We start from the raw sequence: 22894 nt of genomic DNA, 5'->3' as shown, positions 1-22894 counted from the left end.
GTGCGTGTCACCATAACGTGCCCGTCCTGCCGCGTCGGTGCGCGAAACCACATTTGTCATACCAGAGCTGGATGACGTACTTTGCGGTGGGCGGGAAGCTGACCGAAGCCTGCGCCTGGATGATAAGCTTTGTCAAAAACATAGGTAATGCGCACCGCCGGCGTTTGTTCCACGACCTGTTAAACCAGAAGTATTCCAATTGAAATTCCTGCTGATCGAAGACCACGCCCTGTATCGGCGTGGGTTGCTTTTCCTGCTCGAGCAACTCCCCGGAGAACATCAGTTCCTCGAGTCCGACAACTGCGAAGACGCCATCTCCAAGGCATCCGTCCACCCGGACATTAGCCTCATCCTGCTGGATCTCGCTTTGCCGGGGATGAACGGACTGGATGGCTTGCTGCGGCTTCGCAGCCTTTGCCCGACAACGCCAATCGTGCTGCTGTCGGCCAATGACAACTCCAGGCTCATTGTCGATGGCATGCGACGGGGTGCACAGGGTTTCATTCCCAAGTCGTCCAGCCCGGAAGTGATGACAGCGGCGTTGCAAGTGGTCCTTGCGGGCGGCACATATGTTCCGCTCCAGGGAGTGCTGCGCGACTCGCCATCCCTGAACGAGTCCCGCAGCCTCACCGGGCGGCAGCGTGAAGTCCTGGCCTTGATTGCCAGGGATTACTCGAACAAGGAGATCGCCATGCAACTCGGCATGCGGGTCAACACGGTGCGGGTGCATGTGGCGGCGATCCTGGATGCCTTGAACGTCGCTAACCGCGTGGAAGCGGCCCGTATGGCGGCGGCGCTGGGATTGTCAAGCGATGCCCGGTAAGCCGATACCCGCGACCACGCTCCAGGGGCAGCTCGAAGCCGAGAAGATCGAGGTACTGTTCCGCAATACATCGTTTGCCCTGATTACTAACCTATTGCTGTCCGCCGGGCTGGTCTGGGTATTGTGGAATGTCGCCGAACGGAACACCCTGATCGCCTGGTGGGCGGCCATCATTGTCCTGGTGATCGCCCGACTGGGTTTACTGGTGTGCTACCGGCGCCGGGCGGTGACCGGTACGCGGCCCTGGCACATCTACTTGACGGTGGCAACCATGCTTGCCGGGGCAGCGTGGGGAGCGGCCGGAACACTGTTCTTCAATCCTGATTCGACGATTGCCCTCATCTTCATCACCATCACCCTGGCTGGCATTACCGCGGGGTCGGTCGCCAGCTATTCTTCCTGGCGTCCCGCCCAATACGCCGCTATCCCCACTGGCCTGCCAATTGCATTGAGTTACCTGATGGCGGGCGGGGATTTCTGGATCATGGGGCTGATGTGCATACTGTACCTCTTCAATGTCCTGGCATCGGCACGCCAGGTTTCGCGCGTGTTGGACGAGTCGATTCGATTGCGGATCGAGAAGCAGGGACTGGTGCGGCAATTGCAGGATGAAAAAAAGGCCGCGGACCAAGCCCGGATGCGGGCGGAGGAAGCCAATCTCGCCAAGTCGAAATTCCTGGCTGCCGCCAACCATGACCTGCGCCAACCCCTGCATGCGGTGAACCTGTTTGTCGAGGCATTGCGGCACGCACCAGACGCGGCACGGGCCGGCGAGATCCTGGAACACCTGCAGGCATCAACCCAGTCGCTGGAGGGACTGCTCAATGAACTGCTCGACATTTCCAAGCTGGAAGCGGGGCTCTTCAAGCCCCAGGTCAGCGTGCTCCGCCTTCAGGATATGTTCGATGGCCTGGAGCGGGAACTGCGGCCGGTGGCCGAGGAAAAGGGCATCGAGCTGGGGTTTGTCGCGAGCCGTCTGGCCATCTTGAGCGACCCGCAGATGTTGGGGCGCGTGCTGCGCAACATCATCACCAATGCCATCCGTTACACCGACCGCGGGGCAGTGCTGGTTGGGGCAAGGCGCAAAAGGGATGGCGTGGCCATCGCCGTCTATGACACCGGAAAGGGAATCGCGCCAGAACATCACCAGGCCATCTTCCGCGAGTTTTACCAGCTCGAGAATCCCGAGCGGGATCGCCGCAAGGGCCTGGGACTGGGGCTCGCGATCGTGGAACGGCTTTGCCGCATTCTCGACCATCCCCTGGCGCTTCGTTCCGCGCCCGGACGCGGCACCGCTTTTTTTGTCCAGGCGCCCCTCGCAGCTGAAGGAACAAGGCTTCTTGAAACAAACGAGGAAGATTCCCCTGCCGAGCTGGAAGGCTGGTCGGTTCTTGTCATCGACGACGAAGCGGTCATCCGCCACGCGATGGCAGAGGTGCTGGGCGGCTGGGGCTGTCGAACGCTGACCGCCGAAAGCGCCGAGGAAGCGCTGGCCATGATCGAGCGCGAGGGCGTTGTGCCGGATGTGATCATTGCCGATTACCGGCTGCGAGAAGGGCACACGGGAAGCGAGGCGATAGCCCGCGTGCGCAAGGCGATTGGATCGCACATCCCTGCCCTGATCCTGACAGGAGACACGGCACCGGAGCGACTGCGGGAAGCCAGCGCCAGCGAGTGCTTTTTGTTGCACAAGCCGGTACATCCGGGCCGATTGAAATCTGCACTCACCCGCTTGCAGGAGCTGGTCCACGAGCAGGGCCTGTAACGCCACTTGGCCCATATCCAGGGCGCCTGCTTCCGGTGCCGGGCTGCCGTCAACCCGGCGTTTCCAGTGGCCCGGCGCGCGCCGTTGGAACTAGTCCTTGGCCTAGTCCTGCCTAGTCCCGCGCGTTATTTATCCCGGTAAAGATCGTCGCTATACTCCGCCGCTCCAAGGCCGATGCCCTCGCGGTGGTCTGAGCGCGAGAGCTTGCGCCGCGAACTGGCGGCAACTGCGGCACAAGCCGCATGCATCGCGTAACGACATCCACAACAAAGGGAAAGCCTCACATGTTCCATTCATTGCCTCGGCGCGCATCCACCGCGAGTGCGCTCGTTCTCGCCGGCTTGTTGCAGGCCTGCGGCAGCGACGTCGCAGACTCCAGCCCGGTCGGCACCGCCGTTTCCAAGCCGGCGGTCGTCGGTTTCGTCAGCTTCGATCAGCCGATGCAGAACGCGAGCGCCAGCGTCATCGATTCTGCGAACCCGGCGGCGGCGCAATCGCTCGGCGCCACCAATGCCAACGGCATGTTCACGGGAGCGGGGCTGAAGGCAGGCGGTAATTACCGGATCACGTCGAAAGGCGGAACGCTCCCGGACGGAACGCCCCTCAACGGGACGATGGCGGCAGAGGTGCGCAACTACAGCGGCGGGGCGGTTTACCTCACGCCGCTCACGACGCTGGCCAGCCGGTACCTGGCGGCACATCCGGAGCTGGATTTGCCCAAGGCAGAGGCAGCCGTGCGGCGCTTCCTGGGTTTGCCGGAGAACCGCGACCTGGGCGCAGGATCGAGCGCCAGCACGCCCGAGTTCTCTTACAGCAAATTTATCGCGGCCATGGGTGATGCCGGCATGGACCGTTTCATCGATTCCCTGGTCGCCAACATGGATGCGACTCCCGCCACCACGGTCAGCTTCGCGGCCGGCCCGTTGCTGCAGAGCGGAAGCGGCGCCATCGCCACCTACGTCGGCAGTGCACTCGTCGAGGGCGCGCTGAACGAATTGGGTGGGATGGCCGTATCGTCCGCACTATCGGGACTCGGCCTTGGGGACCAGACCGGCGCGCAGATTGGGCAGATCAACGAGCAACTGAGAGCCATCCAGAATCAGCTCAGGGACATGCAGACCCAGCTCAGCAACGTGCAGTTGGTGACGAGCCGGATCGCAACGGACCTGAAGATGGCGCAATACAACGATGGCGTATCGACCCTCGGCCCCTTGCTGCAAACCGTGCAGGCGCTCACCACGGAGCTGACGGCGCTTGTCAACGAAAGCGACGATGTCAAGCTCACCGAATCGTATAAGCAAAGGCGCACCGATTTTCTCAACAGCGTCTGCAAGATCTATACGATCGACCGGTCGTTCTCCCCATCGAGCGACGTGATCGACAACAGGCTGCGTGGCTTGCAGGCTGGCGCCACGCCACTGATCACCTTGTACAAGCAGGCCAAGACGGTGAACCGCTTGTTGTTCAACGCCGACGACTCGCAAGACCTGTATGCGGTGCGCAAGTACTGGGAAACGGTGCAGGCCCAGCTGTTCAAACTGGTGGACGTGTACCTGTCGGTCGGCCCGTCCGCGGATGGCTGCAATGCCAAGATCGCCAGCAAGCGCTATCCGGCGAACGACAGCAACCCGACCTACAAGCATGAACGCGAGAACCTGGTGAACGGGTTCAAGCAGCGCCAGCTGGCGCAGCTGCCGCTCTACCCGACCCAGCTCCTGCCCAAGGACACGGCCGTGGACCTGCAGCGCGACATCATGGTGCGCACGCAAGCACCGATCAAGAGTGTGATGACCGCGTATTCATGGGCCCGTGGGTACTCGACCAGCCAGGACAGCCTCTGGAACTATGCCCATATCACGATGGCGTCGGACCAGTCGCCGATGCCCGCCTCCCCGGCCTACCTGCGCCAGGGCTGGCGGCTGATCAACAATGACGAGCTCAGGCGCTATTTCCTCCAGGGCTACGACATGGCTGTCCAATATGGCTGGCCGGCAGCGTCGGTCTGGGGCGACTGGAATGCCGTCATGGAAGACATCACCATTTCCGACGAGTACTACCTGGTCGGCTTCAATCCCGCCCGAAGGAACTACGGCGTGCTGTACTCGAACACGAGCGCCCAAGGCGTGGCGATCGCCGTGCGTCCGCTGGTCCCTGGCGAAGACTACCGGCCCAAGTAGGGCGTGGTTGGTACCGGTAGCTGCTTGCTACGACTGCTGGCCCCGAACCTTCAGCCCGCTGCAGATTGGGCCAGCAGATGCGCACGCGTGCAGCGCCCGGTCACCTTGAGCCAGGCGCCAAACTCGGCTGCGGGAAACGGCTCGGCCACATAATAGCCTTGGGCTTCGTCGCAGCCATACTCGGTCAGCACATCCCAGATCTCTTTGGTCGACGTGCCCTCTGCCACCACCGACATCCCCAGGTTGTGCGCTAACTCGATGGTGGACTTGACGATCGCCGCAGAGCGCGTGTCCTCAAGCATGCGCATGGTGAACCCGTGGTCGACCTTGATGACGTCAACCGGCATCCTGGTGAGATAGCCGAGCGAAGAATATCCGGTGCCGAAATCGTCAATGAACAAGCGAAAGCCCATGCGGCTGAGCGCGGCGATTTTCGCAATCGACTCGTCCGGATCCGTGATCAGGCTGCTTTCGGTGATTTCCAGGCCCAGCCAGTCAGGGCTCCCGCCCCAGGTGTGCAGCAGCGTTTCGAGGTTCGGCACCAGGTCGTGCGACAGGAGGTTTCGGGGCGAAATGTTGACTGCCATCGGGATATAGACACCCTCGCGTTGCCAATTGAAACACTGGCGCACCGAGGCCTGCAACATGTGGCGGGTCAGTACGTGGATCAGCTCCGTGTCCTCCACCAGCGGCACGAACAGCGAGGGCGAGATCATGCCCAAACGCGGATGGCGCCAGCGGACCAGCGCCTCGGCCCCGATCACCGCGTTGGTCCGCATCTCGACTTTCGGCTGGCAATATAACTCGATCTGCCCGTCCTGTATCGCCTTGCGGAATTCGCCCAGCAGTGCAAGGCGATCCGACTTGTAGGGATCGTCCGCCGCGGCATATCCCAGTATGTCGGTGCCAATCCGACGCGCCTGGAACACCGCGACATCGGCCTTGCGCATCAAGTCGACCGGATCCGAGGCGTCCCCGGGACACAGGGCGATGCCGATATGCACGTTGATGTCGTACTGGATGCCCGCCACCTGGAAAGGCGCTTCGAACGCCCTCAACATCGTGCGCGCACAGTCCTTCGATTCATAGGCATGCTCGTGCGACAGGACTGCCGCGAACTGGGAGCCGCCAATGCGCGCCACGTAGGCACTCGCCCCTATCGCACCGGCGATGCGCACCGAGACGTCCTTCAACAGAACGTCGGCATTGTTGTGGCCAAGCGTCAGGCCGATGTCGCGGAAGCGCGCGACGTCGATCAATATGAGCGCCAGTGGCGCAAAGCCCGGGGAGTCGATCAGCGTTGCACGCTCCAGATGGCGGCGCAGCGCCACGCGGTTCGGCAGGCCGGTGACCTCGTCCTGGTAGGCCAACCTCTGGATCTGCTGTTCCGCCAACTTGGCTTCGGTGATGTCGCGGGTGTAGCCGACCATCCGGACGGCCCTGCCCGACGCATCCGTCTGAACCTCGGCCTGGCTTTCCACGTAGTACATCTCGCCGGGACGAGGCAGGACACGGAATTGCACGGAATAGCCCGTGCCTGGATGCGCGAGGCAATAACTGCGAGCGGTCTCGACCACAGGGAGATCGTCCGGATGAATGCGTGAGTTCAGGAACGCGAGCGGAACCTCGGACTCGCTGAAACCGAACACCTTGTGCATCTCCTCGGAAGTGGTGATTGCAGTGCCGGTGGTAAAGTCGACAACCCAGGTGCCGACCCGGGCAATGCGCTGCGCAAGCGACAAATCAGCGCGGGCCAGGCGCAGGTTTTCTTCCGTGCGCCGCTTATCGGTCAGGTCGAAGCTGGCGCACACGAAGGCGTAGGGAGTTCCGTCGGCATTGTCCTTGCGACTCCCCTCGACGCGAACGATGCGCTCGCTGCCATCCGGCCAGCGCAGCATCCATTCGGTGTCGAATAGCACACCGTCGTCAATGCAAGCATGGATCGCTGCTGCGGCGCGTTCCCGGTCGAGCTCATGGACGCATCCGATCAGGACCTTGATGGCCCCGTCCAGATCATTCGGTATGGTGCCGGGCTGCAATCCGAAATTGCGGCACTGCTGCCTGGACCAGGTCTGTCGCCCCCGCTTCAGTTCAAAGACACAGTGCCCCGCTCCGCTCAGCTCCTGCGCCAGCCAGCAATGCTCTCGAATGACGGATAACTCGACCAGCATCTCTTGCTGTGGCGTTACGTCCTGCACGCACAACATCACTTGCCGGCGCTGCCCTTCACCCAGGAGCGTCAGCGACGCCGCAGCCCAGAAGATGCTGCCATCGCGCCGCCAGTGTTTGACGATATCCGGCGGCCCTGGCTGCGCGGCACCGGAGCCGCGCAGTTCTTCCTTTAGGGCCGGGTGCCACTCGGCGTCGTAGATGTGGAAAAGCGACACGGCGTTCCACTCGTTCGCGCGGTAGCCGTACGCCTGATCCGCGGCGCTGTTCGCCTGAACACAAAAGCCGGTGTCCAGGTCGAAAACCATCAGCGGCATCGTGGCACGCGCGAACGCCGTCCGATACAACCCCGCTTCGACGCGGTACTCCATGCTATCCCCTGTTGCCAGACGCGACATGCATATCGCGAGGGCGCGCCGTGGTCCGTCAAGTCATCGCGGACATTCTAGTACAGATGGCAGGGATGAACAGTGACGCGGACATGTTTCCTTGAACCGCGCCCGCTCCGCTTTCAGGCGCCCTTGCTTGCCAGAGTTGATTCGCGATAACTGGACGGATCCACCCCGTACGCCTCCTTGAAAGCCCGAGCGAAACTGCTACGGCTGGCATATCCGGAGTTGCGAATTACATGATCCATGGACAAACTCCCGGCTGCCAAATCGGTCGCCGCCAGACGCATCCGCAAATCCCGAAGCACCATCATCGGCGAACGCCCAATGGCATTATTGAACCTCACCATGAACGCCGACCTGCTCAGGCAGGCTGTCTCTGCCAGCGTGTGAACGGTATGGGCCTTGCCGGGTTGGGCGACCATATCCGCAAAAGCATGGGCGATCTGGGGGTCGCTCAACATGGAAAAGCGTTCAACCCAGACCTTCATTGAACTGAGCGACTTGCGCACTAGCGCCACAATAACCTGCTTGAGCAGCGCACCGGTCATTGCGCCGGAACCGATTTCCTGCGACATCAGTTCAGCCATTGCAATCTTCAGCTTGGCGTCGAGCTGGTCGCCTGCACAAAAGTTCTCGATGATCGGGGCGGAGAGCGTCTCGAACAGGTCCATCGACGAGCCATACAGCGTCTTGAAGAAGCCGCATATCATCACCGTTTGAGGCCCAGCATTACCTGCCGTGAAGCGACGTATCGAGTCGACCAGCTTCATATTGTCTGCCCCATTTATCGCTGCCGTTGAACCTGGCTGCCCGCCGTCATTGATCACTTCCAGGCGGAACGGGCAATTCGGGGGCAGAATGACCAGCGTATGAGGCTCGACCTTCACTGGCGGGTCATTTCGAACATACATCCAACCTGTTCCCTCGAGCACGTAATGAATGCCGGGGAACTCATGTCCTCCCAGCACCAGGTTGTAGCCTGGGCTGACCAGACATTCCGACAAGCCAACTACTTGAACGTCCAGCACCGCAATCAAGCGGTTCAAATCGGGACCCGAAATTCGAGAGACGGACTTCATTGAAAAAGAACTCCTTGGTTGGCACTGTCTTCCGTTTTCATTACGACCGCCGCCAGGCGCCCTGCGCACTGTCTCGCTCGGGCCGCCAAAGTCACAATCGGTATATCGAAATGATGCCAGAAGCCGGATGGATTTTGCGGAGCCACCCCTAGATTAGGACGATCGAGCACATTTCACGGATTTTAGAGCCATGGGAGTCTTTAACATTCACCCATACCAAGATTCACAGTGACGAGAGCAAATGCACGACGTGGCATCAAAGCGCGAGATAAGGATTGCATACCACCTGGTCGATATCCGCAACCTGAAGTCGATTCAAGCCCATGGTTTGCTCAGTACGCAGAGGTTGGTAGAACTTTCTACGAACGTGAACCGCTCAATGCTTCGCCAGCATCGGCCTGAGGAAATGCATTTGGATTTTGGTGCGTTCATCAGAGATCAAAGCACCATGCAGCGAAAGTCGATTGAGCGAGCGCTGCGCTCGGGCGTTACCCCTGAAGATTGGTTCGAACTGCTGAATTCAAAGGTGTTTTTCTGGCTGGACCTGGATAGTCTCAACTGCCACCGCGCCGCTTGCAAGAACCAGAAGCAGGTCGTGCTGGCGATAGATGTGCGCCGCATGCTGGACGAATATGCTCCTTTGGCAAGCGTCAGCCCAATCAATTCGGGCCACGCGATGCGCAGCGCGGCACCCAGGAACCTTTCCACTTTCGTCCCCTATGAAAAATGGGTCGAAAGCGGATGGGATAGCGAACAGGTTCCCGGCATTTCTCGCCGCGGCAGCTTGTGGCCGGCAGAACTAGCAATTACCGGACAGATCCCGGACATCGCGCGATTCGTTATTGGGAGCGTGTATTGGGATGCCAGTGAGGCGCTCACCGAGCGCCACATCGCCACGCAAGCGCGAGTGGCGAGCAACGAATGAAACGACTCAACACCAAGTAAGCAAATACGAGCAGTCCTGTTAAACCCGATCTATCACACCGAAAGGAAAGATCATGCACGTAAAAAAAATGCTGGAAAAAGTCAACTCGGGCGCCGCGGTTACCCCAGTCGAAGCGCGCGATGCGATGCTCGGTTGCTTCGTCACGATTCATGGCGAGTCCCTCAAGCGAGGCGCCGAACTGCTGGGCAAATCCCTGAGCGACGCGGAGGCGGAAAAGCACGCGACCGTGATCATGAAGGGTCTGCTCGGTAACAACTGGGACAATCCGACCTCCAGGTCGCTGCATGACGCACGCATTGTCATGGACCGCAAGATGAGCTTTTCCAAGGCGCCGAAGGATTTGCGCGACATGCATGACCAAACGTGCAATCTCATCGTCAGCAAACTCTGAATCCGATCTCGGCAAGGCGGGCTGCGTCGTTCGACGCCGCGGCTCGCCTTGCACTGTATCCGACGGCAACTGCTGAAAGCGACGAGCCATGCATGCAAACGAAGGAGATACGATTCCGCCAGTGGCTCTGTGTGGTTTTACGCCACGCGTCGCCATTAGCCAGGTCGTCACACCTGCCCCTTCCTGGCTGGTTGTTGCGGATCTCGATCGCCTGGTCAGCACAATGGATGTCCAGGTGATTGCGCTCTCAGAATGCGTCGTCGGGCCAGGATTCGCACTCGACCTTGACGGGCTCGACACGCCAAGCTTTCACTACATCAGGCAGGGGCATGGATGGCTGTACACGTCAAACGAGCAGCCAGCCGAGATTGGATCGCAAACGCTGATCATCGTTCCGCCCCACTGCCCGTTCAGGTTCGAACTGGGGCCGGCACGCCCGTCAGCGCCCGGATCAGCAAAACTATCGCGAGATCGTGATCGTACAGAGACCACTGCTTTCATGTTGTGCGGCATATTCCGCAGCCTATACGGCAATTCGACCGACCTCTTCGATACGCTACGCGTGCCAATCGTCGAACAGTTTTCGAAAGACGACGGACTGGAGCTCAAATTGCAGCTCGCGCTGACCGAGCTGATTTCACGTCAGGTTTGCGCCGATGTGCTGGCCTCGACCACCATCAAGCAGGTCATTGTCGCACTGATACGCCGATCGGTCCTGTCGCTGCAAGACTGGACACGGCGGTTTGCCGCCCTGTCGGTCGCTGGATCACCGCGCGCCCAGGTAAATTCAGAAAAGGACAACACCAAATGAGCCTGCCTGTGATCGTTCACCGCAATTTATCAACGGCCAGTCTGGAAGCCATCCAGGCTGCCTTCGGCGCTACGCACGAGCTGATCCAGGCAGACGCCACGACAGGTATCGCAGCGGAAGGAAACGAAGAACGCGTCGCCCTGGTTGTCATTGGTGTGGACAGGGAAAATATCGCGCCGTCCCAAGATTTTCGGGTGCCCACAGTCCTGATCGCGAGGCAACACAATATGGAGCAGGAGCTAAAGGCACTGGAAGCCGGCGCAGTTGACTACTTTTCGGATGCAACGCCCGTGCCCGTGCTGGCGGCGCGGCTGCGCAACCACCTCTCCGGACGGATTTCAAAACTCGCATGCTATATCCGGGAACTCGAACGGCAACAAAAGAAAAACGCGAAGCTGAACCGGTCTCTCGCAATGCTAAGCGGAACGAACTCGGCCATTGCGCGGCTGCGCGATCGCGCTGTCCTGTTCAAGGAAACCGCGCGCATCGCAGTCGAACATGGCGGATATGGCGCAGTACTGATCGGAATGCGTGACAAGGATGAAAACCTTGCACTCGTTGCGAGCAACGGGCTTTCGCATGACGACCTTGCGGCCTTCGCCAAGTTGCTCGCTCATGGCGGCGTGATACAACAGAGCATGGACTCGGGCGCAGTCCAAATCCATTATCCGAGTTCGCTGGTTGACGTTGCTGGCCCAGGCGGCATGGTGGGATCCACGCGCCGCTTTGGGGGCTTGGCCATCGTGCCGCTCAAACCCTGGGACAGGGTCGAAGGCATGATCGCACTATTTGCCGACGAAGGACTGCTGGACGACATTGACGTGCCGCTCTTATCCGAACTGAGCCAGGACCTGTCGTTTGCGTTGCGAAACTTCGAGCAACAAGACAGGGCGAACTACCTGTATTACTACGATGTGCTGACAGGTCTGCCGAATTTCCCGCTGTTCCTCGACCGGCTGACCGAGGTTATCGGCGCGGCCTCTAACCGGGCGCGTGGGGTCTACGTACTGGTCGTAAACCTCGGGCATTTCAAGCACGTCAACGAAGTATGGGGCCGCACGGCAGGCGACCAGGTGCTGGAAATTATCGCTCAGCGCTTGCGTGCCGGCTTGCCCGAACAGGCCAGCATCGCCCGGGTCATTGGCGACAGTTTCGCTATCGCCGACCTGTATTCCGACAATGCCGATTTGACCCTGCTGATAGACCACGTCACTGGGATGATCGAGGAACCGATACAGCTTGAGGGCCACACGCTGCAGCTATCGGCGCGCATGGGGTGCGCGACATGCCCCGCTGACGGCGAAGAAAGCGAAGTGGTATTTCGCAACGCAGAAGCGGCACTGAAGCACGCCAGGCGGAGTGGAGAACGGGCTTGTTTCTACTCGCCCGAACTGAACGCACATGTGCGTGCCCAGCTTGAGCTGGAGGGCCTGATGCGCTCTGCCATCGGAACCGGACAGTTCGTCATGCACTACCAGCCGAAGGTCGATGTGCAATCCGGAGAAATGGTGGCCGCTGAAGCCCTGATACGCTGGATTCATCCGGAAAAAGGGATGATTTCTCCTGGGCGCTTCATACCGCTGGCGGAAGAAACAGGTTTGATTGTCCCGATCGGAAAATGGGTCATCGATACTGTTTGCGCCCAGCAGGCAGCATGGCGGGCCCAAGGAATTCCAGTCGTCCCGGTGGCCATCAATATCTCGGCCATGCAATTCAAGGGAAGCGATGTATTCAAAGACGTTCAGGCCGGACTCATGTCCTACAACCTGGTCCCGGAGCATATCGAGCTGGAGCTGACGGAGACGCTGGTGATGCAAGACCCTGCTGCAGCAGAGGAGACCATGCGTTCGCTTCGTGAGGCCGGGTTGCATTTGTCATTGGACGACTTCGGCACCGGCTACTCTTCGCTGGCATACCTGAAACGTTTTCCCTTCAGCTCGGTGAAAATCGACCGCGCGTTTGTCACCGACATTACGACCAACCCCGGCGACGCGGCCATCGCAAAGGCGATCATCGGGATGGGGCACAGCCTGCAACTGAAGGTAATCGCCGAGGGTGTCGAGACCGCAGAGCAGGTGCAGCTGCTGCGTGAGAGCGGCTGTGACCAGATACAAGGCTTCTATTTCAGTCAGGCGGTTCCTGCGGACGAGTTCTCGGGAATGCTTCGGGCACGAAAAGTATTCGCTGAATGTAACGCGTTGAATTGAATGCCGCGGCATATCGATGTGAATGGTCTCAACATTCACCGGTGTGCCCTGGCCGCACTTCCTTTAGATATGAGCATGAACTCGCATACCGCCTTTGAAGAGACATCGATTCAATGGGGTGCGCTACGAGCCCTGAATCTGTTCAGCGCGAATCCCGACGAGCGCTTCGACCGGCTTACGCGCCTGGCCAAGCGCCTCTTCGATGTGCCGGTAGCCAAGGTGACGCTTGTCGCGCGAGAAATGATCTACACCGTCGCGTGCACGGGAGAACAAAAGGCGCCGATACCACGTGAGCATTCGTTCTGTTCCGAAACAATAAAAAGTGACGACGTCATGATCGTCCCTGACACGCTCGCAGATGGCCGGTTTGCGGACAATCCTTTCGTCCTCGGGGCCCCCCACGTCAGGTTCTATGCCGGGTGCCCGCTGGTGATCAACGGCTGCCGGCTGGGAACCCTTTGCCTGGTCGACGACGTCCCCAGGAACATGACGCAGGAAGACATCATGCTCATGAAAGACCTGGCGGCGACGGTCGAACATGAGCTGACGGCAATGCATTGGGCCATCGTCGACGGGCTCACGGGGCTGGTGAACCGCCGCGGGTTCGAAAAGCTGGCCCAGAACGGACTGAATGCGTGCAGGCGCATGCAGCGCCCGGCTTCCTTGCTATTTTTCGACCTGAACGGCTTCAAGGTCATTAACGACACGTTCGGGCACGCTGAAGGCGATCTTGCTTTGCGAAACTTCGCGGGCGCGCTGAAACTGACCTTTCGCAGTACAGACATCATTGGACGGCTGGGCGGCGATGAGTTTGCCGTCCTGCTGCTCGACTCAAGCCCGTCTGACACCGGCGCCGCCATACAACGCCTGCGGACAATCCTCAAATCGCAGGACGAACGAGGAAGGCGCGGCTACCAGCTCCGATTCAGCGTCGGCCACGTGGATACTGACGGTCTGGAAGCTGCGGATATTGGCCGAATGCTGCTCGACGGAGATACCCTGATGTATTCCGACAAGCGCGCACTATTCAGGACTCCCGCGTCAACAAACCGGACTTCTTGACGCGACGCAAGATTTAGCATGGCACCTTCTGCCTGGGATTACCAGTTTGTCTGATACCGACATGGACGCCATGAACATTCATCAAATCTACCCAGGCGGCACCGTCTCCGGCGCGCTGGCTCTGATCAACCCCGGCGAGACGCCGATGCCGCTGGCGCCCCGGGTCGAGCTGACGAACGGCAAATCTTGCATCCCCCAGCACTACCTGCAGTATGAGCAAACGGTAGAAAGCATCTCTGCCGTCTTGAACGATATCGAAGCGGTCGACGATATCCTGCTGTTTTGCGGGGAAGATGATTTCGGTTTGTACCTGCAAGCTGGTTCCGTCGGCCACGACAACTTCAAACGTAAGGGTGACGCCGGCAATCGGCGCATCGTCTACGGCCGCCGGTGGCGTATCGACACCTATATCCCGACCTCGGAAGTAATACAGACGGCGTTCCTGGCAATAAAGAAGGCTTGCGAGCATGAGGTAAGGGAACTGCTGACCATTCACGACCTGGATGCCGGCCGAACCGGCACACCGTTCAGTACTCACCTTGACCTTCCACTGATGGCACGCTTTCCTTCACTTGTCATGCGCGAATCCGGTTCCGCGAACCAGCCACTTCTGGAAACGTGGTTACATGGCGTTCGCTTCAACGGCCGCGACATCAGGATCGACGATGTTGCGATCCACCGCAATGGCAATCTTGTCGTCGACCTTGCCTTCGCTGAAAGCTCGTCACCCCGGGCCCGCCAGGGATTCGATCACTTGCCGATGACGATCGTATTACACGAGTTAACCCAGGCCAGCGTGGTGCACGAAATCATGGACGCGCTGATACGGCATAGCGATCGCCTGGTTGATGAACAATTCCGCTATCGCGGCTTTGCGCGGTTCAGCCGGGACATCGATCCAGTGCGCCTGGCGCAAATGTCCGTCTCAACGCGCAACGCGAGTTTGCGCGATGAACAATTCGAACGTGTTCGCACTGCGCTGAACTACGATACCGACACGCGCAGGGTGCCGTCATTAGGCGCCGGCATGCTGGCGCACAGAAATCGTCAGGCACTGCTGCAGGAAAGCGGGCTTGGCGGCCACATGCCGATCGGATTCACGTCAGAACCGGAAGCGGCCGAGGCAGGCTAAAAGAAGGAAAGCGGTAGCAGGCATGCCTGCCTCTCCGCCCAGCGCGTAGGCGTTCAAAGCGGACCATCATACTCGCCGCGCGCGGGATACTCTTTGGTGATGGCGAAATCTATCGCCTGAAGCAATTCCGAGAACACCGGGCGAGCGAACGGCATGGTCTGAACCGCGCCGTAATACAAGGTGCCATCCGGCCGTACGAGAAACACGCCAGGCTCCGAAAACAGCGCCGGCTCTTCGATGTTGATCGAAGATTTTCCACGCGACGTCGACATGTAGAGCCCCCACTTGCGGGCGACCGGCAATGGCAGAGAGTGCCCGAATCGCAAGTTGCCGGCACCGACCTTCCGCGCCATCTCCTGGGCCCGCTCGGCAGTGTCCGAACTGATGGCGATCACTTTCGTGCCACGGCCCTCGAACTCGGGAACGAGGGCCTCGAGGTCGCGCAGATACTTCAGACAGATCGGGCAATGAAGGCCGCGGTAAAAGCATATCAACGTGAAACGCTCCGGCGCATCATCGGCAAGATTGAACTCGCCATGCGAAAGCGTCGGAACACGAAGTTCGGGAACCAATTGCCGGGGCAGTAACATTTTTTCTCCGTACTAGCTCAATCTCAATTTGTCGGGCCCTTCCGTTTTCCGGCCAGGGCTAGGCCGCCGTTACTTGCAGACCGCGCTGCACCGCAGGACGCGCGAGTCCACGCTCGAGCCAGGCCGGAACATGCATCAGGCTGTCGAAGGCGACAAGCTGGCGCGCTTCGTAAAAGCCGATCAGGTTGCGCACCCAGCCAAGCAGCGAGATATCGGCGATGCTGTAGTCCGCTCCCATCACCCAATCGCGGCCGGCGAGCCGTTCGTCGAGCACACCGAGCAGCCGGGCCGCTTCGGTCACGTAGCGGTACAGCGGGCGTTTGTCCTCATAGGCTTTGCCGGCGAATTTGTTGAAGAAGCCGACCTGGCCGAACATCGGTCCGACACCGCCCATCTGCCACATCAGCCACTGGATTGTTTCGTACCGGGTGGCTGGATCGGTCGACAGGAACCGCCCCGTCTTTTCGGCGAGATAGATCAGGATCGCGCCTGATTCAAACAACGCCAGAGGCCGGCCGCCGGGCCCGGCGTGATCGTAGATCGCGGGGATCTTGCCATTGGGGTTGAGCGCGAGGAAGGCCGGATCATGGCTCTCGTTGGCCGTGATGTCGATTCGGTGTGCTTCGTAGGCCAGGCCTGTCTCCTCGAGCATGATGCCGACCTTCACCCCGTTGGGCGTGGGCAGCGAAAAAAGTTGAAGGCGATCGGGGTGCTGCGCCGGCCAGCGCGTAAAAATGGGATGATCGAGTGCCACTTGCTTACTCCAGGATTTGTGGGTTCACTTGCAGGGCCAGGACGCCTTCCCAGGCTTTCTCCCGGGTGGTGCCTGCCCTGGCGCTGCAGCGAGGTCAGATCGAGCCAGCCGGCGCAACGGCCGGGAAGTCCTTCTCCGGATCGAACACGTTGTTGAAAAAGTTCGTCAGCGAGTACATGGCAACCAGCGCGACAATCTCCATGATGTTCGCGTCCGTGTAGCCAGCGTCCTGGACGGCTTTCAGGTCGGCGTCCGCGACGTTGCCGCGGGTCTCGATCACTTTGCGTGCGAACTGGACCGCGGCGGAGCGCTTCAGGTCGCTGGCATGGCCCTTGCGGGCGAGAATAATTTCATCGGCCGGCATCTTGGCCATGTGTTCGGCCGTGAAGCTATGAACCGCCAGGCAGTAGTTGCAGCCATTTACCTCCGACACGGCGAGGCCGATGCTGTCCCGCGTCTTCACGTCGAGCGCCTTGCTCAACGAGCCGAGCAGGGTTGCCCAGGCGTTGAACGCGATCGGGCTCTGGGCGAAGCTCGCCATCATGCTGGGGGTGAATCCGATGTTCCTGGTGAACGCATCGAGAGTCGATTTCGAAGCGGCCGGCACCTGTTCCGGCGTGAGAGCTACCGTTCTTGCCATCATAATCTCCGTAAGTTACGCGTTTCATTCATCGGGAAAGGTCCATGTGGCCCCCTCCCTCTGCTTGCTTCATGCCCGGGTTCCAGACCGAAGCGGATCAGACCTTGAAGTGGGAGCACCTTGCCGTCCCACTGGAAGGCTGCGTGGTCGTCCGGCACGAACGCCGAACGCCGATGCCCCTATATCAGATCCAGCACCTCGGCCAGCGGGCGGCGCGGCTTCTGCGGCCAGTTCCCCGGGCGCTCCGCGCCGACAGACAACAGCAGGACCGGCACTTCGTCCTGCGCAAGTCCGAACTCGCGGTGTACTGCGTCGGCATCGAAACCGATCATCGGCGTCGAGCCCAGGCCCAGCGCGCGAGCCGCATAGATCATTGTTGCGGCGCCGAACGTAGCGGTGCGCACTGCCTCGTCGCGGCGGCGCTGCGGAAATGCCATGTACAGCTCGCGCGCGGGGTTTTCCCATTCCGGCACCACGGCCGCCGGCATGATGCCTGCTTCAACCACCGGAGCCAGGCGGTCCGGAATGACGCTGGTATCGACCAACTGGCCGCAGATGATGAAAGTGACGGCTGCATCCTTGATTGCAGGCTGATTCCAGGCGATCGGACTGAGCCGGGCCTTGGCTTCAGGCGTGCGCACCGCGATGAAGCGCCAGTTCTGCAAGTGGAACGATGTCGGCGCGGTGGTGCCGATTTGTACGAGCTCGCGGATTTGATCGTCGCTCAAGGTGGCGGCACGGTCGTAGTACTTGGCGGCGCTGCGGCTCAAAATGCATTCGATGACGGCGTTGGTCTTGGTATTTGCGTTGGTCATGGTTATTCCTCGGGGTGACAGGGCAGGTTGAGGTGGCAGCGAATCGGTTCTCCTGGGATCACACAGGCCGCCAATGCCAGCTCGGCTTCGACATCAAGCAGCGCTGTTCAGGAGGCACGGGCAAGGCGGCAAAACGCGGCGAACGTCTTCGCGATACGGCCACCTGCGGTCTTGCCGTGCCCCCCCGATATCAGTGGTGGCGCCGGTGCCCGGAGCAAACGGGAAAAATGCGAGATGGCTCATGGTGCGGCACTTTCATCAGGTGGTCAGGAGCCTGTACTTTAGGCCTGCGCGATGCCAGTTTCGAGACTGCATTGGCTCAATAAGCTGCCCAGGAAGATCAAACAGCGACACAGGCCATCCCAAGTTCCACGCCACGCATACATGGCGCAGTCAGAAATGAAAACGGCGGCCGCATACGCGGACCGCCGCAAAGGGGCGACCTCAATCCAAACGGGCAGTTCAGTTTTTCGCCTGGGCGTTCTCGCCGGTGGCCGGCGCGTCCCAGCCTCCGCCAAGCGCCCGGATCAGTGCCACTGTCGTGGCCGCCCGGTTGCCGCGCAACTGCACCGCGCTGCGCTCGACCGCAGCCAGGTTGCGCTGCGCATCGAGCAGCTCCAGATAGCTTGAACGGCCGCCCTCGTACAGCTTCTGCGCCAGATGCGCCGTCCGGCGCGCCGAAACAACGGCCTGGTCAATCTCGGCGGTCTGGCCGGCCAGGACGCGCAAGCCCGCCAGATTGTCTTCGACCTCGGCGAACGCCACGAGAACACTCTGGCGGTAGGCCGCAACGGATTCCTCCAACGCCGCTTCGCTGCGCGCGACATTGGCCTTGTTACGGCCACCGTCGATCAAAGGGGTCGCCAGCAGCGCCCCCAGCATCCACGAGCGGCTGCTCCACTCGAACACGTTGGCGAAGGTGTCGCCCACGCCACCGCCCGCGGCATTCAGTGTCAGGGCCGGAAACATCGCGGCGCGCGCCACGCCCACCCGTGCATTGGCCGCTTCCATCGCGCGCTGCGCGGCCACGATGTCGGGCCTGCGCTCGAGCAGCGACGACGGCAGGCCTGCCGGAATGGACGGCATCCGCGTCGCGTCGAGCAGCGGGCTCGGACCGGCCGAGAAAACGGCTGCCGGCTTGCCCAGCAAAACCGCGAGCGCATGCTCTGCCGTCGCGCGCTGGCGCCGTAGCCCGGTGGCGTCGGCACGGGTGGTTGCCAGTTCCGTCCTGGCGCGCGACAGGTCGAATTCGCCGATGTCCCCCAGCTCGAAGCGACGCTGGTTCACCTTGACGTTTTCTTCGCGCAGGCGCACGGCGCGCTCGACGGTGTCCAGCTCGGCATCGGTGGCGCGCAGGCGGAAGTACTGTTGCGCGACGTCGGCCTGCAGCGACAGCAGCACCGAACGGTAATTGGCTTCCGATGCCGCCGCGTCGCCACGCGCAGCGGCCACGTTCGACGACACGCGGCCGAACAGGTCCACCTCGTAGCTTGCGCCCAGGTTGGCGCGGTAGCTGGTTTGCGCTGCAACCGGCGCGTCCTGCGGCTGGCCGGCCTGCAGCGGCGCGAGCCGGCCACGCTGGGCGTCCACATTCACGCCAACTTGCGGCACGCGCTCGGCGCCCGCGATCCCGGCGAGCGCGCGCGCCTGCTTGACGCGCGCCGCGGCCACCGCCAGGTTGGCATTGCCGCGGGTTGCCTCGCCGATCAGCGCCGTCAGCGCCGGATCGTTAAACGCCAGCCACCATTGCCCGCGCGGCTGCTGCTCCGCCGGATGTCCCTGCTTCCAGCGGCTGCCGTCCGCGGCCATCCTGACTTCGTCGGAGGCGCGCTGCGATTCCTTGAATGCGGCCGGCTTCTCGATCGCCGGCTGCTTGAGCACAGGTGAGCCGCATGCCGTCAGCACAAGCGCCGCCACGAGGGGAGCCACGCCTTTTGATATCCGCGCTTTCATGTCACTGGGCTCCTTCCATTTTGGCGGCGGCCGAAGCGACTGCCGGGGTCTTGCGGCCCAGGCGTTGCGCAAGCGTGCGCAGCAGAACATAGAACACAGGCGTGAGGAACAGGCCGAAGAAGGTCACGCCCAGCATGCCGGAGAACACCGCCACGCCCATCGCGTGACGCATCTCGGCGCCTGCGCCGTGGGAAAACACCAGCGGCACCACGCCCATGATGAACGCGATCGACGTCATCAGGATCGGGCGCAGGCGCAGGCGGCAGGCTTCCAGCGCCGCGGCGACGATGCTGCGGCCCTGCTGCTCGAGCTCGAGCGCGAACTCCACGATCAGGATGGCGTTCTTCGACGCCAGGCCGACCAGCACGAACAGCGCGATCTGGGTGAAGATGTTGTTGTCGCCGCCGCCGAGCTTCACGCCGATCAGCGCGCACAGGATCGACATCGGCACGAGCAGGATCACCGCCAGCGGCAGGGTCCAGCTTTCGTACTGGGCCGCCAGCACCAGGAACACCAGCAGCACGCACAGCGGGAACACGTACAGCATGGTGTTGCCGGCCAATTTGTCCTGGTAGGTCAGCTCGGTCCATTCGTAGCCGATCCCTTTTGGCAGGGTCTGCCTGGCGATCTGCTCGATGATCACCTGGGCCTGGCCGGACGACACGCCCGGAGCCGGGCCGCCGTTCAGTTCGGCGGCGAGGTAGTTGTTGTAGCGCTGGACGCGGTCCGGGCCGTAGGTGTCCTTCACCTTCATCAGCGACGACAGCGGGATCATCTCGCCCTTGTCGTTGCGGACCTTGAGCTGCTCGATCTGTTCACGCTGCGAACGGAACTGGGCGTCCGCCTGCACCCGCACCTGGTAGGTACGCCCGAACTGGTTGAAGTCGTTCACGTACACCGAACCAAGGTTGACCTGCAGTGTCTGGTTGATCTCGGCCAGCGGCACGCCCAGCTGCTTGGCCCGCACGCGATCGATGTCCGCGAACAGCTGCGGCACGTTGATCTGGTAGCTCGTGAACACCCCCTTGAGCTGCGGGTTTTTGGACGCCTTTTCCTGCATCGCCTTGACGGCCTGGTACAGCTCGTCGTAGCCGAGGTTGCCTCGGTCTTCGATCATCATCTTGAAGCCGCCGGTGGTGCTCAGGCCGCTGACCGGCGGCGGCGGCAACACCAGCATGAAGGCATCCTGGACCGCCTTCATGCGCTTGTTGATCTCGGCGGCGATCGCCTCGGCGCTCTGCTCCTTGCCGTGCCTCTGGTCGGCCGGCTTGAGAGTGGTGAACACGATGCCGGCATTGGGCGCATTGGTAAAGCCGTTGATCGACAGGCCAGGGAAGGCGACCGAGTTCTCCACGCCCGGGATGTCCTTGGCGATCGCAGACATGTTGCGGATCACCGCATCCGTCCGGTCCAGCGAGGCCGCATCGGGCAGCTGGGCAAACCCGATCAGGTAGCCCTTGTCCTGGCTCGGCACAAATCCTGGCGGCACCGCCTTGAACATGAAGATGCCGGCCACCGCGAGCAGCAGATAGACGCCCAGGGCTGCGCTCTTGCGCCGCAATACACCCTGCACCCCGCTCTCATAACGGCGCGAAGCGCGGCCGAAGATGCCATTGAATGCGGCGAAGAAGCGGCCGAAGAGCGTGTCCATGAGCCGGGTCAGGCGGTCCCTGGGCGCACCATGGGGCTGCAACAGCGCAGCAGACAGGGCTGGCGCCAGGGTCAGCGAGCTGAAGGCCGAGATCACGGTCGACATCGCGATGGTCAGTGCGAACTGGCGGTAGAACTGGCCGGTGAGGCCCGAGACGAAGGCGATCGGCACGAATACGGCGCACAGCACCAGCGCGATGGCGATGATCGGCCCACTGACTTCCTTCATCGCCTGGATCGTCGCCTCGCGCGCAGGCAGGCCGTTGGCGATGTTGCGCTCGACGTTTTCGACCACCACGATGGCGTCATCGACCACGATGCCGATCGCCAGCACCAGGCCGAACAGCGACAGCGTGTTGATCGAAAAGCCGGACAGCAGCATCACGGCGAACGTTCCCACCACCGACACCGGCACCGCCAACAGCGAGATCACCGAGGCGCGCCAGGTTTGCAGGAACACGATCACCACGATCGCCACCAGCACGATCGCTTCGACCAGCGTATGGACCACCGATTTGATCGACTCTCGCACGAATTGGGTCGGGTCGTATGCGATTCTGTATTCGACACCTTCCGGGAAATCTTTCGACAGGCGCTCCATCGTTGCGCGTACGTCGCTTGAGAGCTGCAGCGAATTGGCGTTGGGCGCCTCCCTGATCGGCAGGGCGACGGCCGATCTGTTATTGAGCAGCGAATGCAGCGCGTACGAATTCGAACCCAGCTCAAGACGCGCGACATCCTTGAGCAGCGTGGTCGCGCCGTCCGCATTCGTCTTGACGATGATGTTGCCGAATTCCTCGACGGTCTTCAGGCGTCCCTGCGTGTTGACGGTGAGCTGGAAGTCGGCATCCCTGGACGGGCCCTGCCCTACCACGCCCGCCGCGACCTGGACGTTCTGCTCCCGGATCGCGGCGACGATATCGCTCGCCGTGAGGTTGCGCGCGGCGACCTTCTGCGGGTCGAGCCAGACCCGCATCGCGTAGTCGCCCGAACCGAACATTGTCACCTCGCCCATGCCTGGAAGACGGGCCAGCTGATCCCTGATATTCAGGATCGCATAGTTGCGCAAGTACAGGTCGTCATAGCGGTTGTCCGGCGAGATCAGGTTCACCACCATCGTCAGGGTAGGCGACGTCTTGAGCGTGGTAACGCCGAGCTGGCGTACCTCCTCCGGCAATCGCGGCAGCGCGCGCTGCACACGGTTCTGGACCAGGGTTTCCGCCTGCTCGACATTGGTGCCGATCTTGAAGGTCACCGTCAGCAGCAGCGCGCCGTCGGAGGTGCTCTGCGAAGTCATGTACAGCATGTTCTCGACCCCGTTGATTTCCTGCTCCAGCGGGGTGGCCACGGTTTCCGCGATCACCTTGGGGTTGGCGCCCGGGTACTGGGCGCGCACCACCACCGATGGCGGCTGCACGTTGGGATACTCCGAAATCGGCAGCAGGAAGATCGCAATGAGGCCGGCCACGAACACCAGCACCGACAGCACGGCCGCGAAAATCGGCCTGTCGACGAAAAAGCGTGAGAAATTCATGCGC

At 61.3% G+C, this 22894-nt stretch carries 17 protein-coding genes; 9 read left to right on the top strand and 8 right to left on the bottom strand.

Translation table 11 applies throughout. The annotated features are described in order from the left end of the window. Nucleotides 1-199: 199 nt before the first annotated feature. The 3 genes from NX773_RS14435 (at nt 200) to NX773_RS14425 (ending at nt 4765) form a co-directional block, all read left to right on the top strand. Nucleotides 200-823, top strand: coding sequence for a response regulator (locus tag NX773_RS14435; protein ID WP_258857015.1), 624 nt, complete (start codon nt 200-202; stop codon nt 821-823). Continuing rightward, nucleotides 813-2588 carry an ATP-binding response regulator gene (locus tag NX773_RS14430; RefSeq protein ID WP_258857014.1) on the top strand — a complete coding sequence of 592 codons (1776 nt, stop codon included), beginning with the start codon at nt 813-815 and terminating at the stop codon, nt 2586-2588. Before NX773_RS14435 ends, NX773_RS14430 begins: the two co-directional genes overlap by 11 nt. A 242-nt stretch (nt 2589-2830) precedes the next feature. Then, nucleotides 2831-4765: a hypothetical protein gene (locus NX773_RS14425; RefSeq protein ID WP_258857013.1), complete on the top strand. Its 1935-nt coding sequence runs from the start codon at nt 2831-2833 to the stop codon at nt 4763-4765. Between the two features lie 50 nt (nt 4766-4815). Here the strand turns inward: NX773_RS14425 and NX773_RS14420 are convergent, their stop codons facing one another. Both NX773_RS14420 and NX773_RS14415 read right to left on the bottom strand, forming a co-directional pair. Continuing rightward, nucleotides 4816-7305 carry a sensor domain-containing protein gene (locus tag NX773_RS14420; protein ID WP_258857012.1) on the bottom strand — a complete coding sequence of 830 codons (2490 nt, stop codon included), beginning with the start codon at nt 7303-7305 and terminating at the stop codon, nt 4816-4818. A gap of 140 nt (nt 7306-7445) precedes the next feature. Beyond that, a complete protein-coding gene (locus tag NX773_RS14415; protein WP_258857011.1) occupies nt 7446-8405 on the bottom strand; it encodes an AraC family transcriptional regulator in 960 nt (319 codons plus the stop codon). 241 nt (nt 8406-8646) lie between these two features. Here NX773_RS14415 and NX773_RS14410 point away from each other — a divergent pair, with 241 nt between their 5' ends. The 6 genes from NX773_RS14410 to NX773_RS14385 all read left to right on the top strand — a co-directional run bounded on the left by NX773_RS14410 (nt 8647) and on the right by NX773_RS14385 (nt 14954). Further along, nucleotides 8647-9330 carry a DUF7002 family protein gene (locus NX773_RS14410; protein ID WP_258857010.1) on the top strand — a complete coding sequence of 228 codons (684 nt, stop codon included), beginning with the start codon at nt 8647-8649 and terminating at the stop codon, nt 9328-9330. Nucleotides 9331-9403: 73 nt separating this feature from the next. Next, complete coding sequence (locus NX773_RS14405; protein ID WP_258857009.1) at nt 9404-9742, top strand: hypothetical protein; 339 nt, start codon at nt 9404-9406, stop codon at nt 9740-9742. Between the two features lie 88 nt (nt 9743-9830). Continuing rightward, entirely contained in the window at nt 9831-10553 is a 723-nt protein-coding gene (locus tag NX773_RS14400) for a cupin domain-containing protein (protein ID WP_258857008.1), read from the top strand. Further along, entirely contained in the window at nt 10550-12760 is a 2211-nt protein-coding gene (locus NX773_RS14395; RefSeq protein WP_258857007.1) for a putative bifunctional diguanylate cyclase/phosphodiesterase, read from the top strand. The genes NX773_RS14400 and NX773_RS14395 overlap by 4 nt, the downstream gene beginning before the upstream one ends. A gap of 75 nt (nt 12761-12835) precedes the next feature. Next, nucleotides 12836-13822, top strand: a complete 987-nt coding sequence (locus NX773_RS14390; RefSeq protein ID WP_258857006.1) for a sensor domain-containing diguanylate cyclase — start codon at nt 12836-12838, stop codon at nt 13820-13822. A gap of 61 nt (nt 13823-13883) precedes the next feature. Then, on the top strand, nt 13884-14954 hold the full coding sequence (locus tag NX773_RS14385; protein ID WP_258857005.1) for a hypothetical protein: 1071 nt from the start codon (nt 13884-13886) through the stop codon (nt 14952-14954). Nucleotides 14955-15007: 53 nt separating this feature from the next. Here the strand turns inward: NX773_RS14385 and NX773_RS14380 are convergent, their stop codons facing one another. The 6 genes from NX773_RS14380 to NX773_RS14355 all read right to left on the bottom strand — a co-directional run bounded on the left by NX773_RS14380 (nt 15008) and on the right by NX773_RS14355 (nt 22890). Further along, nucleotides 15008-15544 (bottom strand): peroxiredoxin-like family protein, encoded by a 537-nt coding sequence (locus tag NX773_RS14380; protein WP_258857004.1) that lies wholly within the window; start codon nt 15542-15544, stop codon nt 15008-15010. 58 nt (nt 15545-15602) lie between these two features. Next, entirely contained in the window at nt 15603-16298 is a 696-nt protein-coding gene (locus NX773_RS14375) for a glutathione S-transferase N-terminal domain-containing protein (RefSeq protein WP_258857003.1), read from the bottom strand. A gap of 94 nt (nt 16299-16392) precedes the next feature. After that, nucleotides 16393-16938 (bottom strand): carboxymuconolactone decarboxylase family protein, encoded by a 546-nt coding sequence (locus NX773_RS14370; RefSeq protein ID WP_258857002.1) that lies wholly within the window; start codon nt 16936-16938, stop codon nt 16393-16395. A gap of 179 nt (nt 16939-17117) precedes the next feature. Next, a complete protein-coding gene (locus tag NX773_RS14365; RefSeq protein WP_258857001.1) occupies nt 17118-17753 on the bottom strand; it encodes a nitroreductase family protein in 636 nt (211 codons plus the stop codon). A gap of 462 nt (nt 17754-18215) precedes the next feature. Further along, entirely contained in the window at nt 18216-19706 is a 1491-nt protein-coding gene (locus NX773_RS14360) for an efflux transporter outer membrane subunit (protein ID WP_258857000.1), read from the bottom strand. 1 nt (nt 19707) lies between these two features. Further along, nucleotides 19708-22890, bottom strand: a complete 3183-nt coding sequence (locus NX773_RS14355; protein ID WP_258856999.1) for an efflux RND transporter permease subunit — start codon at nt 22888-22890, stop codon at nt 19708-19710. Between the last annotated feature and the right edge of the window lie 4 nt (nt 22891-22894).

Origin of the sequence: Massilia solisilvae (assembly GCF_024753215.1) — a bacterium.
Lineage (GTDB): Bacteria > Pseudomonadota > Gammaproteobacteria > Burkholderiales > Burkholderiaceae_D > Telluria > Telluria solisilvae.
This window is presented reverse-complemented; position numbering and strand designations above follow the sequence as displayed.

Bases quoted from the DNA above. Each gene is read 5' to 3' on its own strand.
- NX773_RS14395 (WP_258857007.1), top strand. From the start codon at position 10,550: ATGAGCCTGCCTGTGATCGTTCACCGCAATTTATCAACGGCCAGTCTG.
- NX773_RS14415 (WP_258857011.1), bottom strand. From the start codon at position 8,405: ATGAAGTCCGTCTCTCGAATTTCGGGTCCCGATTTGAACCGCTTGATT.
- NX773_RS14365 (WP_258857001.1), bottom strand. From the start codon at position 17,753: ATGACCAACGCAAATACCAAGACCAACGCCGTCATCGAATGCATTTTG.
- NX773_RS14380 (WP_258857004.1), bottom strand. From the start codon at position 15,544: ATGTTACTGCCCCGGCAATTGGTTCCCGAACTTCGTGTTCCGACGCTT.
- NX773_RS14390 (WP_258857006.1), top strand. From the start codon at position 12,836: ATGAACTCGCATACCGCCTTTGAAGAGACATCGATTCAATGGGGTGCG.
- NX773_RS14420 (WP_258857012.1), bottom strand. From the start codon at position 7,305: ATGGAGTACCGCGTCGAAGCGGGGTTGTATCGGACGGCGTTCGCGCGT.
- NX773_RS14430 (WP_258857014.1), top strand. From the start codon at position 813: ATGCCCGGTAAGCCGATACCCGCGACCACGCTCCAGGGGCAGCTCGAA.
- NX773_RS14405 (WP_258857009.1), top strand. From the start codon at position 9,404: ATGCACGTAAAAAAAATGCTGGAAAAAGTCAACTCGGGCGCCGCGGTT.
- NX773_RS14425 (WP_258857013.1), top strand. From the start codon at position 2,831: ATGCATCGCGTAACGACATCCACAACAAAGGGAAAGCCTCACATGTTC.
- NX773_RS14355 (WP_258856999.1), bottom strand. From the start codon at position 22,890: ATGAATTTCTCACGCTTTTTCGTCGACAGGCCGATTTTCGCGGCCGTG.
- NX773_RS14360 (WP_258857000.1), bottom strand. From the start codon at position 19,706: ATGAAAGCGCGGATATCAAAAGGCGTGGCTCCCCTCGTGGCGGCGCTT.
- NX773_RS14400 (WP_258857008.1), top strand. From the start codon at position 9,831: ATGCATGCAAACGAAGGAGATACGATTCCGCCAGTGGCTCTGTGTGGT.
- NX773_RS14370 (WP_258857002.1), bottom strand. From the start codon at position 16,938: ATGGCAAGAACGGTAGCTCTCACGCCGGAACAGGTGCCGGCCGCTTCG.
- NX773_RS14385 (WP_258857005.1), top strand. From the start codon at position 13,884: ATGGACGCCATGAACATTCATCAAATCTACCCAGGCGGCACCGTCTCC.
- NX773_RS14410 (WP_258857010.1), top strand. From the start codon at position 8,647: ATGCACGACGTGGCATCAAAGCGCGAGATAAGGATTGCATACCACCTG.